13 protein-coding genes are annotated in these 17,485 nt (G+C 53.5%); 7 read left to right on the forward strand and 6 right to left on the reverse strand.

Annotated features, from left to right (window positions below):
* Nucleotides 1–5: 5 nt before the first annotated feature.
* On the reverse strand, nt 6–2,060 hold the full coding sequence (locus tag EI42_RS22295) for a WD40 repeat domain-containing serine/threonine protein kinase (RefSeq protein WP_111324855.1): 2,055 nt from the start codon (nt 2,058–2,060) through the stop codon (nt 6–8).
* Nucleotides 2,061–2,350: 290 nt separating this feature from the next.
* Here EI42_RS22295 and EI42_RS22300 point away from each other — a divergent pair, with 290 nt between their 5' ends.
* On the forward strand, nt 2,351–2,731 hold the full coding sequence (locus EI42_RS22300; RefSeq protein ID WP_111324856.1) for a response regulator transcription factor: 381 nt from the start codon (nt 2,351–2,353) through the stop codon (nt 2,729–2,731).
* Nucleotides 2,732–2,758: 27 nt separating this feature from the next.
* Nucleotides 2,759–3,793, forward strand: coding sequence for a phosphate acyltransferase PlsX (plsX, locus tag EI42_RS22305; protein WP_111324931.1), 1,035 nt, complete (start codon nt 2,759–2,761; stop codon nt 3,791–3,793).
* 77 nt (nt 3,794–3,870) lie between these two features.
* Here the strand turns inward: plsX and EI42_RS22310 are convergent, their stop codons facing one another.
* Entirely contained in the window at nt 3,871–4,239 is a 369-nt protein-coding gene (locus EI42_RS22310; protein WP_170211511.1) for a hypothetical protein, read from the reverse strand.
* A 708-nt stretch (nt 4,240–4,947) separates the two neighbouring features.
* On the opposite strand from EI42_RS22310, the gene EI42_RS22315 reads away from it, so the two are divergent.
* The 3 genes from EI42_RS22315 (at nt 4,948) to recF (ending at nt 8,723) form a co-directional block, all read left to right on the forward strand.
* Nucleotides 4,948–6,156: a CaiB/BaiF CoA transferase family protein gene (locus tag EI42_RS22315; protein ID WP_111324858.1), complete on the forward strand. Its 1,209-nt coding sequence runs from the start codon at nt 4,948–4,950 to the stop codon at nt 6,154–6,156.
* 156 nt (nt 6,157–6,312) lie between these two features.
* Nucleotides 6,313–7,449: a DNA polymerase III subunit beta gene (gene dnaN / locus EI42_RS22320; RefSeq protein ID WP_170142827.1), complete on the forward strand. Its 1,137-nt coding sequence runs from the start codon at nt 6,313–6,315 to the stop codon at nt 7,447–7,449.
* A gap of 92 nt (nt 7,450–7,541) precedes the next feature.
* A complete protein-coding gene (gene recF, locus EI42_RS22325) occupies nt 7,542–8,723 on the forward strand; it encodes a DNA replication/repair protein RecF (protein ID WP_170142828.1) in 1,182 nt (393 codons plus the stop codon).
* A gap of 6 nt (nt 8,724–8,729) precedes the next feature.
* Here recF and EI42_RS22330 read toward each other — a convergent pair whose 3' ends face one another.
* The 4 genes from EI42_RS22330 to EI42_RS22345 form a co-directional block, all read right to left on the reverse strand.
* Nucleotides 8,730–10,007, reverse strand: a complete 1,278-nt coding sequence (locus EI42_RS22330; RefSeq protein WP_111324861.1) for an MFS transporter — start codon at nt 10,005–10,007, stop codon at nt 8,730–8,732.
* A 155-nt stretch (nt 10,008–10,162) separates the two neighbouring features.
* Nucleotides 10,163–11,734: a DUF4129 domain-containing protein gene (locus EI42_RS22335; RefSeq protein ID WP_170142829.1), complete on the reverse strand. Its 1,572-nt coding sequence runs from the start codon at nt 11,732–11,734 to the stop codon at nt 10,163–10,165.
* Nucleotides 11,715–13,316, reverse strand: coding sequence for a DUF4129 domain-containing protein (locus EI42_RS22340; protein ID WP_111324863.1), 1,602 nt, complete (start codon nt 13,314–13,316; stop codon nt 11,715–11,717). The genes EI42_RS22335 and EI42_RS22340 overlap by 20 nt, the downstream gene beginning before the upstream one ends.
* 102 nt (nt 13,317–13,418) lie before the next feature.
* Nucleotides 13,419–14,843 carry a DUF4129 domain-containing protein gene (locus EI42_RS22345; protein WP_111324864.1) on the reverse strand — a complete coding sequence of 475 codons (1,425 nt, stop codon included), beginning with the start codon at nt 14,841–14,843 and terminating at the stop codon, nt 13,419–13,421.
* A gap of 303 nt (nt 14,844–15,146) precedes the next feature.
* Between EI42_RS22345 and EI42_RS22350 the strand changes: the two genes are divergently transcribed.
* Together EI42_RS22350 and EI42_RS22355 are read left to right on the forward strand one after the other, a co-directional pair.
* Nucleotides 15,147–16,487 carry an ABC transporter substrate-binding protein gene (locus EI42_RS22350; RefSeq protein WP_111324865.1) on the forward strand — a complete coding sequence of 447 codons (1,341 nt, stop codon included), beginning with the start codon at nt 15,147–15,149 and terminating at the stop codon, nt 16,485–16,487.
* 67 nt (nt 16,488–16,554) lie between these two features.
* On the forward strand, nt 16,555–17,484 hold the full coding sequence (locus tag EI42_RS22355; RefSeq protein ID WP_111324866.1) for a carbohydrate ABC transporter permease: 930 nt from the start codon (nt 16,555–16,557) through the stop codon (nt 17,482–17,484).
* The last annotated feature ends 1 nt before the right edge of the window (nt 17,485 follow it).

Raw genomic sequence — 17,485 nt, forward strand, 5'->3', positions numbered from 1 at the left:
GCGCACTAGCGGGGTGCCTTCCAGATCTGCACCGAGCGATCCACCCCCGCTGAAGCGATCCGCGTCCCATCAGGCGACCACGCCACCGCATGGATATTGCCCTGATGACCGGGATAGGTAAAGGTACAATGATCTCCGCTTGGCTTCCAGAGCTGCACCAGGCGATCATTACCGCCGACCGCAAGCAGCGCGCCATCGGGCGACCACGCCACCGCATTTTTGGTACTTTGCGGAATGATCTCCAATCTGGTACGTGTGCGGCTTGCCAGATGCCAGATAGAGACGCGTCGCTCATTGCTACCAGTCGCGGTAACAACCTGCTTGCCATCGGGTGACCAGGCAAGCGCCTGAATCGGCCCCGCATGCTCGAATGCCTGCTGTTGCGGTGAGGATGAGTGCCATAGTGATGAAATAAGCCCAAACCACGAGCGCGACTGTGTTTTCTGGCCCTCCGGTTGCCAGACATGAAGCTGCTGGTCTTTGCCCGCTGATGCGAGCCTCGTTCCGTCAGGCGACCACGCCACAGCCTCCACAGTATCGGTATGCCGCTGGTACTTGAAGAGCGTCTTTTGCTCCATTGGATCCCAGATATGCACCTGCTGATCCACTCCCGCTGATGCGATTCGCGCTCCATCCGGGGACCATACTACGGCATGCAACGAGCGATACGTGTGCCCTTTGTAGATATAGACCAGCTCGCCGCTGGCCGCTTCCCAGACATGCACCGTTCCCTCATCGTCCGCGGAGGCAACAAAGCGCCCATCAGGCGACCAGCAGAGTGCGAGCACGCGCGAAGTATGCTTCTGATAGGTTCGCGCCTGCTGTCCGGTCGCCGTATCCCAGAGAATGACTGATTTATCAAAGCTTGCCGAGGCCAGCAATTTATTATCCGGCGACCAGCTAAGCGAGGTGACGCGGCTGGAATGGCCAAAGCAGAGAAAGAGCGTGTTTGGCTGCTTTGTGAGGTGATACTGCGCGATCTTGCGCGAGTTGTGTATACCGGTTGCCTGTTTCCCGGGTGGCTCCTTGACGGGCAGCATACCTTTGAGCAGAGGCATCGTGCGTTCAGAAGTATACAGGGTTGCAATCTGCTGCAGCTTCTGCTTGACCAGCGCCACGCTTTCGGGACGCTGTGAAGCGCTGATGCTGACCATCGAGAACACCAGATCATCCAGTCCGTCCAGAGCCGTATGAGGTGGAAGTTCAATCGGGCCGAAATGAAACGGCGTCTCCGTTGGATCATCACCCGTCAGCAGTTGATGCATGGTCGCGCCCAGACTGTAAATGTCAGAGCGGACAGTTGTTTGCGAGCGCCCATATTGCTCGGGAGCCGCATAACCGGTCGAGCCAAGCGCCGTTGTATCCTTCGCTTTCCCGGGCTTAAAGTGACGCGCGATACCAAAATCAATCAAATAGAGGTGCCCGGCCGGGGTCAGCATCACGTTCGCAGGCTTCAAATCACGAAAAATAATCGGCGGCTGTCGGGTATGCAGATAATCCAGGACATCGCAGAGCTGTAGCGAGATTTCCAGCACCTTTTCAACCGGCAGGCGCTTCCCATGAATATGTTGTAGGCGCGCTTCCAGAGTCTCGCCATCGATGAAATCCATCACCAGATAGGAGCGTCCGGTATCGGTGAACTGGTCGTAGATGCGGGGCAGATTGGGATGATTCAGGTTCGCAAGCAGCAGCGATTCACGTTGAAATGCCTCAAACGCTGCCTGCACATCTTTCGCATTCAGGTTGCTCTGGCTCATCTCCTTGATGGCAACAACGCGATTGCCAAATTGGGCATCCATTGCCTTATAGACCGCACCGAAGCCGCCACTCCCCACTTTTGCCAGAATCGTATAGCGCTGTTTTAGCTCATGCTGCGGCTCTAACAAACCGGTCAGCGTGGTAGCAGCCGGATAGATAGCGGCATTCTGTGCTTGATCCAGAGCGGAAGGAGTGGAGGAAACATCGGTGTGGAGGGGATCCCCACACGCGCGACAAAATCTTGCTTGCGGCCTGTTCGCCGCCCCACAACGATCACAGAAAATATGTGAAGAGAAAGACATGCGACCCGTTTTGCCCTGTTTTTCAAAAAAGACATGTTCAAAGAGAGGTCATCCCCCGTACAGTAGTACAAATAGATACGAAATGTCAAGCGAAAAGTTCAGGCAATCACCCATCAGGGAGGAATAGCCCTGTACAGCAAAGAAAGAAAGTCCTATCGAGTTACTGATTGGTAATTTCCCTCGTACACTTAATAAGACCGGATGTTATAATACATTTGGGCCTACAGAGGTAGGCAACATTCGAGATGTCAAAAACTCTGTGCTTTTGCAGATGAGGGGATTGCTGGAACATGGCGAAGAAGATCTTAGTTATGGATGATGATCCAACGATTGCCGACCTGCTCACAGAAGCGCTGGCCGATGAAGGCTATGAAACCCATATGACAACCCAGAGTTTGCGCTTCTATGATGCAGTCATGGAACATAAGCCAGATCTCGTTCTGCTGGATATTATGATGCCGTATCTGGATGGGCGCGATGAGTTGCGGCTGATGAAGATGGGAGTAGGCAAAGAGATTCCGGTAATTGTGGTAACAGCCTTCCTGGGAGCCGTCCAGGAGGAAGATGAACTGCGAGAAGCCGGGGTCAGGCATATCGTTTATAAACCTTTTGATCTGGAGAAATTGGTTGGACTGGTCAAAGAAACTATCGGAGAACCTGGGGGGAATTGACGGATGAGTTCCTCAGGGAAGGCTCCTGTGCGCGTCGCGCTTGACGCCATGGGCGGCGATAATGCCCCCGCTGAAACAGTGCTTGGGGCTATTCTGGCTGCCCGTGAATATGGAATAGGTGTTTATCTTGTCGGTCATGAAGATAAAATCCGCGCCGAACTGGCAAAACATGATGTTGCAGGACTGGATCTTCCCATCGTTCACACAGACGAGATCATTGAGATGCATGAGCATCCTGCAACTGCTGTCCGCCGCAAGAAAAATGCTTCAATGACCGTGGCTCTTCAGCTTGTGAGAGATGGCAAAGCCCTGGGTGCGGTTTCCGCAGGCAACAGTGGCGCAATGATGGCAGCATCCCTCTTTACGCTCAAGCGTATTCCCGGTGTCGAACGACCCGCTCTAGGTGGGATCTTCCCCATTTTAAAGGGTGGGGTCAGTTTGATTATTGATATGGGAGCAAATACCGACTGCAAACCTGACTATTTGCCACAATTCGCCTTGATGGGCTCCATTTACATGGAGCGCATTTTTAATATTCCGTCTCCTCGTGTTGGCCTGCTGGCGAATGGAGAAGAAGAAGGCAAGGGAAATCAACAGGTTATCGAAGCCCATCAGTTGCTGAAACGCGAGGCGCAAACGCTTGGCATCAATTTTATCGGCAATATTGAGGGACGTGACATCCCGATCGGTGGCGCTGATGTTGTCGTCTGTGATGGCTTTGTGGGTAACGTGGTGCTCAAGCTCAGCGAGGGACTCGGAGAGGCTTTGAGCGGCATGCTTCGCACAGAGTTAACCAGCTCCTGGAAAAACAAGATTGCCGCGCTGATGCTCCGCCCAAGCCTCCGCCAGATCTTCAAACGCATTGATTATGCCGAGTATGGCGGTGTTCCTCTGTTAGGTATTAATGGCGCCGCAATCGTTGCTCATGGGCGCTCAAATGCGAAAGCGATCAAGAACGCGCTGCGCGTAACCAAACAAACTGGCGAGACCGGAGTTGTGGACGCGATCGCGGAAGGGCTTGCTCGCCTCAATGCAGAGCAGGAGAGCAGCAAGACAAAATAGCAAGACAGACACAGGAAACAGAAAAAACGAGCGTTTCATCTGTGTTTCCAAAAAGGTAGATGAAACGCTCATCCATTTTATTTTTCTTCTTGTTCCTTTTGTTCCTTTGCCCGTTTCTTTTTTCGCTTTGCCGCCCCACCTAGCTTCCCAATCCGGCGATAGAAGTCCGGGCCCTGACTCATTTTAGTGGCATTTCCTCCCTTTTTACCCATTTCAGAAAAATGCTCAGGACCATACTTGCTAACATTCGCACGACCACCTTTTTGTGCGATGGTACGGTAATATTCAGTGCCACGCTTCTCTTTGAGAATGGTACCTCCCTTTTTCCCAATCCGGCGATAGTAGTCCTCACCATATTTTGCACGAATGGTGTTGCCACTCTTCCGGCTTGGCTTTTTCGCAGGCGTGGATGATGATGTTGGCTGTTCTTCTTCTAATGATGGCATGGATCTGGCTACCCCTCTATTGTATTCTGGTTTGTTATCAACAGATTGTTGCTCTCCCTTCCACGAAGCCAGATGTAAAGCCCCAACACGTCCCATTGTCGCTCATTCCCATCTCCCACCTTGTTACGCCCCTCGGAGACTCTCCCTGCTCGGCAGGGTCTCCACTGCTGCCCGGCGCTATTCGTTTGTTTGTTTCGCCCCTCAGCAGCTCTGAGAGGCCATTGTACGACTCATCCTCGACAATGGAGGTGAGAGAAGAAAAGTACAGACATCTTACTCACTTTCATGGGTAGCTCCGACCACGTTGTGCCATGAAAGTGGGCAAATGGCTACCATGAAACTCGCTTTTCCCTTACTGAAAAACAGTTTTGTGCTTCTGCACGGGAAACAGGCAAGTCTGGTGTGTCAGAGCTCGAACTTCCAGAGAAGAGAACTCATGCGCTTGCTGATGTGCCTCAGTTTAGCAAAATAAGCAATAAATGTCAATAAATTATTATGAAGAGAAATTACAAATAATCATAAATAAATATATTTAATTGCATAAATATATTGCACAAGCATTTTTCTTCCTAAAAATAATGAGAAGGTGCAGTAGATGCGTAGAAATAAAGCAGACAGAAGAGTAGAGAAACTCGCCTGCATCCTGCATAATAGATATGGTAAGATGAGGAAAAATGCCGTAGCCAATGTCACACCACAGGAGGCATCATGGACGCTGCACTCGCTGATGTTATCGTTGTCGATCTCACACGCATCTTCTCCGGCCCATACTGCACGATGTTACTTGCTGATATGGGTGCAACTGTCATTAAAGTGGAACAGCCCGGCAAAGGCGACGATACACGCCAGTGGGGTCCTCCCTACGCCGCCACCGAAAGCGCGTACTACCTGGGCCTGAATCGCAATAAACTCAGTGTAGAGTTAGATTTCAAGCGCCCTGAAGACAAACGACTCTTGCTCGGCCTGATTCAAGACGCCACTGTCCTCGTTGAAAACTTTCGCCCGGGGACGCTGGCACGTTACGGGCTGGACTATGAAAACCTTCGGCAGCAGAACCCGGGCCTGATCTATTGCTCGATCAGCGGCTACGGGCAGCAGGGGCCCTACGCTCACTATCCCGGCTATGATTTCGTGGCACAGGCAGAGTCGGGTATTATGGCGGTCACAGGCGAGACCGAGGGAGAACCACAGCGAGCCGGGTTTCCCGCAGCCGATATCTCCGCGGGTGTCTTTGCCTGCATTTCCATCCTGGGAGCGCTCCACGCACGCGAGCGGACGGGGCAAGGACAATATATCGATATCTCGCTGTTTGAAACGGCAACCTCGTTTCTGGGCAATGTCTCTTCAAACTATCTGATCTCGGGACAGGAGCCGCAGCGCTACGCCAATACGCACCCCAATATTGTCCCCTATCAGGCCTTTCGCGCCGCCGACGGCTATATCGTCGTCACCTGTGGCAATGACACCCTGTTTCAGAAACTCTGCACCCTGCTGGACTGTCCAGAACTGGCGACCGACGAGCGCTTCGCGACCAACCCTCAACGCATTCGCCATCGAGCAGAGCTTATCCCACAGCTTCAGGAGCGTTTTCAGCAGCGCCCCGGTAGCGAATGGCTGGAACGATTACGCGCTGCTGGTATCCCCTGTGGCCCGATTAACAGGGTCAGCGAGGTCTTCAAGCACCCACAGCACAAAAGTCGCGGCTTTCTCTGGGAGTGTGAACACCCAACTGCGGGCTCGATCACGCTTGCAGGCTCGCCTCTGGGCCTGACGGGAACCCCACCACGCCTCTACAAGGCCCCTCCACTTCTGGGTGAAGACAATGCTTACCTGCAACAGAAGGGCACGCTTCAGGAGTACCTTCAACGTAAACAAGCTCCTGCCAAAGGAATCCCTGATACAGAGAAGAGAACTTAAACGGTGTTTCCGACAGTCGTCAGCCTAAAAATTTGTTCTAAAAAAATGCCGTATTTACGCTTATCAGGGGTAATATTTTGTTTACAATCCTTCTGGACTAGGCTATACTAGCCGTGATATTCTTTCTGTTTTTGGTTGTGTCTGGAGGAAACGTTCGTGAAGATTACATGTAAACAACAGGACTTGAGCCGCGGCCTCTCTATTGTCAGCCATGCCGTCTCAAGCCGTAGCACTCTACCTATTCTTGCTAATATTTTAATAACCACTGATAACGGCCGCCTTAAGCTCTCTGCGACAAATCTGGAAATCGGTATTAACTGTTGGGTTGATGCAGAAGTGGTGGAAGAGGGCTCAACCACAGTTCCCGCAAAAACGATCACTGAGCTGGTTGGCAGCTTGCGCCCGGTTCAAATCGAGCTCTCTGCCGACGAAGAGACCCATAGCATCAATATCCGCAGCCAGGGCGTCAACACGACCATGAAGGGCATGGACCCTTCCGAATATCCAACGATCCCAAGCGCAGAAGGCGATGAAACCCCCGTACAGTTGGACGCCAAACAGGTCAAAGAAATCATTACACAGGTCGCCTTCGCCGCCGCTGACGACGATACGCGCCCGGTTCTGACCGCCGTCTACGTCGATACGCGTGACGAGCAACTGACCTTTGCCGCCGCCGACTCCTTCCGGCTGGCCGTCCGCTCAACACCGCTGCCAGCAGGCGCACGCATCGAGGACAACATCCTGATCCCGGCAAAGACGCTCACTGAACTGGCGCGCATTCTGCCCAACGAGGGAACCGTTGAGATGATCGTCACGCCGAACCGCTCTCAGGTGCTCTTCCACACACCAAACGTTGATCTGGTCTCTCGCCTGATCGAGGGAAAGTTCCCACCGTTCCGGGGTATTATCCCGAAAGAGTACACGACCCGCGCCGTCATCGAAACCAAAGAGTTCGCAGCAGCAGTGCGAACAGTGATGCCTTTCGCACGTGATAGCTCGAATATTACCCGGCTCAAACTGCGTGGGGGCAACAGCGAACTTGAGCCCGGTGAACTAACCGTCGAGGCAACCGCCGAGGATGTGGGTAGCAGCGTCAGTACCGTGCATGCCTCCATTGATGGCCCTGAACAGGAAATCATCTTCAACGTGAGATATCTGGCGGATGTGCTCGCGATCGTTGATACACCTGAAGTGGCACTGGAAGTAACCTCCGCTGCTCGCCCCGGCGCGATTCGCCCGGTCGGCTCCGAGGACTACACCTATATTATCATGCCGATGAGCGCCAATCGCTAAGGTCTCAAACATATTCAGAAGAGATGATGCAAACAGCCCGCAGGGGACCCGTTCCCCTGCACGGAGCTGAAAGCACTTCACGGACGCATTTCATGTATCTTTCCCACCTCTCGTTGAGCTATTTTCGTAACTATAAAGAGTTAGATCTTACCCTGGCTCCGGGCCTCTCTATCTTCTACGGAGATAACGCCCAGGGTAAGACCAACCTGCTCGAAGCGGTCAGCATGCTGGCAACCGCCACATCCTTTCATGCCTCAAGCGATCGCGAAGCCGTCAACTGGCATGCACCGGACCATATAGCTCACCTGAAAGGGAACGTCATTCGGCTGGAAGATGATCTTGCCATCGAAATGATCATCTTTGATCCTACACCCCCGACATTCAACGAGGAGGCAGGAACACAGCCAGTCTCTCATCAAGAACTGCCCTCCGGGATGCCACGCAAGCGCCTGAAACTCAATGGTGTTCCACGCCGTACAATCGATGTGATCGGTCAGATGAAGGTTGTGCTCTTTGCACCTGCCGACCTTCACCTTGTTGACGGCACTCCGGACGAGCGCCGCCGCTTTATTGATCGCGCTCTCTGCCAGATTGTGCCACACTACTGTCAGGCCTTGATGATGTATCGCAAGGTTGTCACGCAGCGCTCAGCGCTTCTCAAGCGCATTCGAGACCAGCATGAAGATCCGGGACTGCTTGTCTATCTTGACGAACGCCTTGCCGAGCTTGCGAACCAGATCATTTATGAGCGACAACGCATGATCACGGCCATGAATGAACAGGCTGCGCCGCTTCAGGAGGCAATCAGTGGCGGGAAAGAGCGGCTAAAAATCGTCTATCGGCCTTCGCTGAAAGTTGACCCCGCCTGGTCACCCTTCGACGCACCCCAACACTTTCTTGAGCAGCTTCGAGCCATCAGGCGCAAGGAGATCCTGCAAGGAGTCTGCCTGCTTGGTCCCCATCGTGATGATCTGGAGTTTCTGGTCAATGGCGTCAACATCCATACCTATGGCTCTCGCGGTCAGCAACGCACGGTCGCCCTCTCCACCAAGCTGGCAGAGCTCGCCTATATGCGCGCCCATACGGGAGACGAGCCGGTCCTGCTGCTTGATGATGTCTTTAGCGAGCTCGATCATGTGCGCCGCGAATACCTGCTGCAACAGGTCATCCAGCATCAACAGGTACTGCTCACTGCGACCGACCTGACAGAGTTCCCATCATCTATTCTGGAACAGGCCCATCGCTACCACGTGACAGCCGGACAGATCAGTTGAACTATCTCACGCCGCCGCTTCTACAGAACGATCCATTGCACGCAATTTCGGATTCACCAGCAGCGAAAGCGTCACCAACATGTAGATGCTCCCGGTAATGATCAGGCTGTTTTGAATCCCCACGCCATTCACCAGATAACCACTCAAAAGCTCTCCGACAGGAATGCCAATACTCGACCCGGCAGCCAGGACACCGAAGACGCGTGCCCGCATGTTTTCCGGGACCCGCTCATAGAGAATCGTGCTCAGCAGCGGATTGAGCGGACCGAGCGCCAGCCCCATAAACGCGTGGGCGATGGTCAAAAACCACATGTTCGGGACAAAGGCCATTGCCAGAAAACGCAGACCACCGCCAATACAGAAGCAGAGTCCAAAGGTCAGGCGGCGCGGCAATCTATGCCCGATCGCGCCAAAGATGATGGTCCCCACGAAGGCCGCGCCTCCCATGACACCGAAAATGGTACCCAGTGGTACCGGGCTGTGAAAGTAGTACTTCGTATATGCCGGAGCAATGACGGTCGAGAGGCCTCCATCCAGCAAGTTGGTAATCAGCACCGTCGCCAGCGTCGTGAGAATGACCGGCTCATATTTAAGAAAGGCAATCCCGCTCCCCAGATCAGCGAAATAGCCCTTTATACCCCGCTTTTCGCTGCTCTCACGACGCGCCAGAGCAACCGAGGGTACACAGGCCCCGATCAAGAGCGCCGAGAGCAGAAAAGAAACGGCATCAATCCAGAGCAGGTTACTTGCCCCTATCAATGCAACCAATGCGGCAGCCAGTGGCAATGCCAGGAAACTTGACAGGCGGCTCACTCCATCGGCAGCAGCCGTCGCACGCTCCATTCGAATTCCGGCCTGCTTGACCAGAGTTGGCAGGAGCATTTCGCGTCCGGTTTCGCCCGGTGCTTTCAACAATCCGCTGATAAAGACCAGCGCCAGGAGCTGCCAGAATGCCAGTATACCGAAAAGATGAAGCAATGGAATACACATGACGGTGAGCGCGCTGAGGAGATCAGAGAGAATGCTTGTGCGCTTGGAACCGACTCGATCAACAAAGACACTTCCGAAAAAGGCTGACAGCACCATCGGAAGCGTTGTGAAAAAGGCCGTTATTGCGGTTTGTGTTACGCTCCCGGTTGTCTCCAGCACAAACCAGGGAATCGCTACAAAGGTACATCTATTCCCTACATAGGAGATCGTGTTCGCAACATAGTAGGCATACAACGGTAAACGCCGTACCGAGGATGTTTCCTGCCCTTCTTGCACATGCTCTGAAACCTGCATCCAGAAATTCCCTTTCACTTGCAATTTTTCGTTAGTATACTACATATATTTATCAATATCAAGCATAATTTTACAGATATCTGCAAATTACGACATAATTACAAGCATTTTTCATCAAATCAGTGAAAGAAAATGCTGGATTTCATGAAAAAATCTTAGTTATGGGGATGATCTGCCTTTTGTTGCAAGGACTGCCACTCGTGAGCCGCTCGTGTTACTTCCTCTTCAGATGGCTCCGAAACCCCATAACGAGCCCGGTTGTAGAGCGTTGTAAGTACATGAAGTTCGGTTGTAGATGTATGAAGATGCCGCTTCAGCCGGACCTCAAATTCGCTGGCCGTTTCGGCATGGCGTCGGGGAAAACCCCGCAGCCTTGCCCAGTGGAGGAATGCGCGATAGATACGACGCATACGCCACGCGGGCGTCTCCGCCTGCACCTCTTCATATGCAGCCTCTGGGCGTGCTTTGGGCGGAAAGAAACGCTGCCAGAGCGCCAGCAGGAGTGTGATGCACTGCTGTTTGAAGAGTTGCCAGGACCAGATACTTTCACGGGTTTCATAGGGATGCGGTTTGCTCATCCGGCGATAGCGCCGGAGCTGTTGACGCAAGACCAGGAGCAGGATCAGCACAACGGCCAGAGGTACGAGATACCGAAGCGCCTCAAATAGTACCCGCGAAATCACAAACACAACCTCAGATGGTGTTTGCGCCCGACCTCCCGTCGCTGTATGCTTGCCGACATCCAGGAAATCCAGAAAACGCTGAAAAGCCAAATAGAGCGCATACAGGAGATCTGTGAAGAAGGGCCAGAAGATCTCAACTAGCCAGAAGAGAGGAGTCAGCAGGACCATTACCAGATAGACCAGGAGCTCGATCACAAAGGTATAGCCTGAACTCAGCACGTTGACCGTCTTCTGTGCCAGTTCAGGGGTCGCCAGCATCCAGACCACATACGTCAACACCGCGAAGAGGATGACAACGACGATCACCACGATCAGTTGATTGCGCTCAAACCCGACCGCTTCGGCCTTGCGTATTCCCTGGGTCATGCGTAAGAAGGCGGCGTTCGCAAGCATATGTGCAACCACGGCACAACCAAGAAACAGCGGGATCAGCACAAAAAGCGCAGGCTCATCACCCACGGTTTGCGTCACGATCCGGACCAAAAACGCCCCGATAATTACCACCAGTCCCAGACGCAATGTGCGAAAGACCTGCTCAGGATGGACGGTCTGCCGGGCAACAACCGCACAACGCACTTCCAGCCCGATCGCGAGCAGGAGAAGTGCCACAATACGGACAAACGCAGGCGAGAGGCTCAGCATATCGCTTCCTAGATGTGAGAGCCAGCGAAGGTCATAGAGCGCAAAAGCTGAGGCATAGAGGCTTCCCCAGAGGATCGGTACCAGCAGAGCCAGCACCCAGAGCGTCAGCCACAGGGTGTCCAGCGTCGCGCCGCGTGTACCCTGCGTCTCATCACGCAAGGCGGCTCCTCGTTCCAGCAAACGCGCCAGCCAACCGGTTCCCTCCATCAGCAACAACAGTCCCCAGAACGGCAAGAGGGCCGTGACCATGCCTCCCAGACGAAAGCTGGTCAGCCCCACAAGCAACGCATAGATCCAGCATGCTTCCATGCCGAGAAAAAGAAAGGGTAGGAGACGCGCTCCCACCCCCAGATCTATTTCTTGCGTGATTGGATGCCTCTGTTCAGGAGTCCGCGACTCCATAGTTCTGCTTCCTCTCCGGGCCAGGCCCAAATCTTGCCTGTTGCTGGAACGCCTGCCATTGTTGTTGTGTCTGCACCACCACATCCTGTGACGGCTCAGAGCCACTGTAGCGCGTCTGTGTATATGTCTCCGTCAGTCCCTTTAGCTCGGGCTCCCCCTGACTGATATAAGCCCGCAAACGCCGCTCAAACTCGTAGGGGGTCTCACCCTGCTTGCGGGTCACGCCACGGAGCGCCGCCCACTGCAAGAGCGCTCGATAAATCTCACGAACTGTACGCGCCATTGGAGAGCCCGCAATCACCGCAGCGGGCACCTGCTCTTTCTCGTCTTGCTTCTGCGGGAAGAAACGCAGCCAGAACGACCGTAAAAATGCCCTTAACTGGGTGGTAAAGAGCTCCCAGGACCAGATACTCTCACGCTGCTCGCCCGGGCGTTGACGCACCCGGCTCCGGCGTTTGCGCAACATACGCGCGATCCCATAAGCAAGCGCCAGCAAAACAATTATCGGCAACGCATAGCGCACGATCTCTCCAATCGCAAGCGTGGTCGGGTCCGCATCCTTCGTCGGCTGAAAGATCCCCACAGGTGGTTTATACCTCTTCTGTTCGGGCATATCAGCCAGGTCGGCCCCAAAGAGATGAGCAGCCAGCCAGCTCAATAGTGGAGAGAGAACATAGTAAAACGGGGTCACAATCCAACCCACCACGGTCGCAATCACCATCACCACCGCGTTATATGCAGGAGCAACCGCGCTCACTATCTGACCGAGCAGTTCGGGAGAGATCAGCAGCCAGGCCAGAAGCGCGACCACAGCAAAAACGGCACAGATAGCCAGAACGACCGAGAGAATATTGCGCTCCTGCCCCTCAACACTGCCAAAAAGGCCCTGGGCATGGGTCTCACGTATGAAGGACGCATTTGCCAATGCATGCGCAATAACAGTACAGCAGATAAAGAGCAGCACCACCAGAAACAGTGCTGGATCATTGCCCATGTCCTGTCCCATTGCGCGCAGGATACCCGCCACGGCCAGCACGCCTATTCCTATGCGGAAGGTCAGGAAGACCCGTCCGGGTTCAAGCGTTTGCCGTGCCAGGGTTACCGCCCTCCAGCCAAAGTAGATAGAGAGCATTAGAATCAAGCAGATGCGGTAAAACGCGGGAGAAGCGGTCAGGAAATCATGAGCCAGAGCGCCGAACCAACGCGCATCCCAGACAGCAAAAGAACCGGCGTACAGGCCTCCCCAGAGAACCGGTATCTCTAAGATAATCATCAGCCCAAAAAGCCAGATAGCATCGGCAGCCACGCTCGGCGGTTCCTTGCCTGCTTCCATCATCTTTGCAGCGCGCTTTTCAAGCAGGATAGACAACCACATTGCCCCACCAGCCAGCAATAACATTCCCCAGAACGGCATCACAGGATCATGCAGACCCAGAACATGGACACTGGAGAAGCCAACAAAAAGCGCGTAAATACAGCATATTTCCATCACCGTAAAGACCAGAGGTAAAAGCTGAGCTCCTGTACTCAGGGGCTCTCCGGTCTCCTGCGTGACTTCCTGTGTGGCGGACGGTGTTTTCATGGTTCGCTTCTAACTCTTTTCCTTTTACGCTTCTCAACCTTGCTTCTCAAAACATGTATGCATACTATACGCTGTCATGTCAACCTTGCTCACATGCCGGAACTACTGCCCTTTTCGCTTCCCCTGTTGGAGAAGCAGACACGCCTCACGAACCCGCAGGATCTCCTCAGCCTGAAACGTTCTCCCACCATAGCGAGCAGCAATATAGGCCAGCGTCACCTGATGCAATTCCGGTCCTCTGACCGCCAATTGATCCAGCAAGCGACGCTCAAACTCGCTCGGGGTTTCATCCAGCCTGCGCTTGATCCCATTCCGTTCGGCCCACGCCAGCAACGCCCGATAGAGCTCACGTATAGAGCGAATCGTTGGCTCATGTTCCAGCTCCATCGGGTATCGTTCTTGCTCGGCCTCAGCGACAGCACGAGTCTTTTTGCGGAGCAGGGCCCTGAAAAGGCTCCGTAACTGCTCAAAGAACAAGTGCCAGGACCAGATACTCTCATGCAGCTCACTCGTCACTTTGCGCTTGCGCAACGCCAGCAGAAAGCGAATCAGGAGGAGTGCAACAATCAGCGCTGTTACCGCAACCAGGATAGCGAAAAAGAGAGAGGAGTTTGCAGGAGATGCAGATTGATGATCCAGTGTCCTGAACTGCTTTATCGGTGGTTCATGCTTTTGACCGGACTTATACTCCGGGAGCACCAGCGACAGCAGCCACACCAGCGGATAGAATACCAGCGCAAATACATAAATAGCGCCCTGATAAAGCCACACCAGCGGCCTCTGGAGCACAGTCAGCAAGTTCGGCTGAATAATTGAGACAATAAGGATGGCAAGGACGACCAGAAACAAACAGAACAAACTAACCATGCTCAACAGCGTCAGATCCTGCCGTGCGACATCACCGAACATCGACTTCTGGTAACTAAGCCGCAGAAAAGCGACTCTGGAAAAAGACTGCGCAAATAACGAACTGGCAATAAATACCACAATTGTCAGGAACAGAGGGGAAAGGAATGCAGCTTTCTGCGTGGCAGCAATCACACCAAGCGCACCTAGCAGCCAGAGGATGCCGCGCCGAAATTTTTCCGTTATATCACCCGGCTCCAATGAGCCCCGGGCAAGAGAGCGCCCATGCCAGAGTATCGCCAGACAAACCACAAAAATAAGAACCAGATGCGCGATCAGCAACGTCGTATCCCCGGCGCCTGCCCATACGGTCGCTATGATCGTCCAGGAGAGCCCAGGCGTCACAAGTGCAGCACCAACGCTATACAACCCCAGAGAAGGCAGCAATCCCCGGCGTTTCTCAAGCAGAGAGACAGGGCCGGCACAGAGAAACCCCATGAGCACAAGAGGCCAGGTAGACTGAAGCGGTTCAAAAAGCGGCGCACTAAAAAGAGCGTTCGCCGCAAGCAGTAAGGCATAGATCCAGCATGCTTCCATCACGATGAGCATGAGAGGAAGAAACGCTTCACCGATACTGAAACGCGGCGTTGCTCTTTCAGATGTTCTGTTTGTTCCTTTCATGATTCAATATCTCTCCCTCTACATTCAGGATATACGTCAGGAAACCAGAAGCAATCACCATAAAGACAAACCCAATACAGTCACTCCCTTTAAATACATCTATATAAAGCAGAATTTTGTCGAGGGGAGAAAATATAAATAGCTCATATTCACAAACTTATACAGACACATATCTCACAAAGCAGAACTCTCTCTCGGGCCGCTATCCTCTCCCGGACAGCATTTCTCACCAAATGCTGGAGGGAAAGTATAAGCCAAAAGCATAAAAAAGTATGTCAGACAGCGTGAAAGGAGCAACCTGAAATGGATACCGAACAACGTCAGTTCCTGGATGATATTCTTTCTGGCATGCGTTCAGGGCGCATCACACGCCGCACCTTTCTGGAAAGAGCCACCCTGCTCGGTCTGACCAGCACAAGCGCACTTTCTCTCCTGGAAGCCTGTGGCGGAAGCGCCAGCGGTGCAAATACGCTGGTCTGGCAGAGTGAAAACGACACATCAAACACCTACGGAAAACTAACCGAGGCCTTCAATACCACTGTCGGCAAGAAAAATAATATTGCTGTCGTCTGGCGGCAAGGGCCTAACAGCACAGATGATCTCTTGACCAGATACACCACAACCCTGCGCGCCCGCGGCACCAGTATCGACATTCTCTCACTAGATGTGGTCTATCCGGCTCAGTTTGCCGCCAATGCCTGGATTCAGCCACTGGACAAATTCTGGACACCCGAAGAGCGCAAGAACTATCTGCAAAGCCCGCTCCAGGCCTGTACCTATCAGGGAAAGCTCTGGGCGGCCCCTTTCCGCACCGATATCGGGCTGCTCTATTACCGTTCTGACCTGCTCTCTCATCCACCCAAGACCTGGGAGGAACTGAGCAATGTCGCCAGGACCTTGCAGCCACAGACAAAATATGGCTTTGTCTGGCAGGGAGCACAATATGAAGGACTTGTCTGCAACTTTGCCGAGGTGCTCCATAGCTATGGCGGCGCAGTGCTCGATACCAAAGATCCCACCAACATCAAAGTGAACGATGCGCGTGGACGCGCGGCGCTCTCCACTATGGTGAACTGGGTCGGGACGATCTCGCCAGATGCCGTCATCACCTATCAGGAACAGCAATCGCTCGATGTCTTTAAAAGCGGTGATGCGCTCTTTATGCGCAACTGGCCCTTTGCCATTGCAATCAGCAATGATGCCAAACAGTCACGCATTCCCCGGCAATTTGAGATTGGAGCCCTGCCAGCAGGAGACAAAGAGGGAACAGGACATTCCACCATTGGCGGCTGGAATCTGGCCATTAACGCCTTTTTGCCTGAAGAGCGCGCCCGGGCCGCCTGGGAGTTTATCAAGTATATGTTAAGTCCGGAGGCCCAGAAGATCGCGGCGCTGGAAGCCACCTTCACCGTTACGCTTGCCAGTATCTACGGAGATGCAGATGTCCTGAAGCAACATCCAGAATTTGCCCGCTTTAAACCGATTCTGGAACAGTCTCAGCCGCGCCCAGTATCACCCAAATACACGGCAGTCTCCAACGCGATTCAGAAGCATATCTTTCGGGCGCTCAAGCATCAGGTCACGCCGGTCGAAGCTCTGGCGAACCTTGAAACCGAGCTCAACAATATCATCAATCCCAGATAAAACGCGGCATGAGAGGCTATTTCATGGTCGTGAAATACGAGCAGAGCGACAGTGAAGGGAGAACGGAATGACAACATTTACCGCGAGACCACCACAGGAGAAGAAGCTTTCTCTCTTTGATCGAATCCGCTTACAGGGGGGCTTTCTCCCCTATGCCCTGGTGCTACCAACCATCCTGTTAATCCTGATTATCGCCATCTATCCAATGCTTGACTCGATCCGTCTAAGCTTTCTGGATAACCCATTGCTGGAACACCCGGCGTTTATCTGGTTCCGGAACTACACGGCCAGTCTGCGAGATGATGTGTTTCAGCAGGCATTCCTGACCACCATCATCTTTATGATCGGAAGCGTCACGCTTGAATCGATCATTGGTCTGGGAATCGCGCTGCTGATTAACAAAACTTTTCCCGGGCGCGGTCTGGTACGGGCGGCGATTCTGGTTCCCTGGGCCTTTCCAACCGTTGTCTCGGCGCAGATGTGGCTCCTGATGTACAACGATCAGACGGGCATCATGACCTATATCCTGCGCTTTTTGCACCTGCTTGGCCCGAGCGACTCGCTGATCGGGAGCTACTGGGGCGTGATTGCCGCCTGCCTGATAACTGACGTCTGGAAGACCACGCCGTTTATGGCGCTCCTGCTGCTAGCAGGTTTGCAGGTTATTCCTGCCGAACTGTATGAGGCTGCCGATGTTGATGGCGCTTCACGCTGGCAACGCTTCTGGCGCATCACTCTGCCGATGCTCAAAGGGGCATTCTTGATCGCGCTCCTCTTCCGGGCTCTCGATGCCATTCGGGTGTTCGACATTTTCTATGTGTTCGGGCAACGTTCGGTTCCCTCCCTGGCAACCTTTGCCTCCCAAAAGCTGCTTTCGCCAATTGGTAGCGACTTCTCGCAAGGAGTTGCGGTCTCGGTCGTTATCTTTCTCCTGGGCGTCATTATCAGCCTGATCTTCCTGAGCTTTATGCGTGAGGGCACGCGCCAGCAAAGATAAC

This window comes from Thermosporothrix hazakensis (assembly GCF_003253565.1).
Taxonomy (GTDB): Bacteria; Chloroflexota; Ktedonobacteria; order Ktedonobacterales; family Ktedonobacteraceae; genus Thermosporothrix; species Thermosporothrix hazakensis.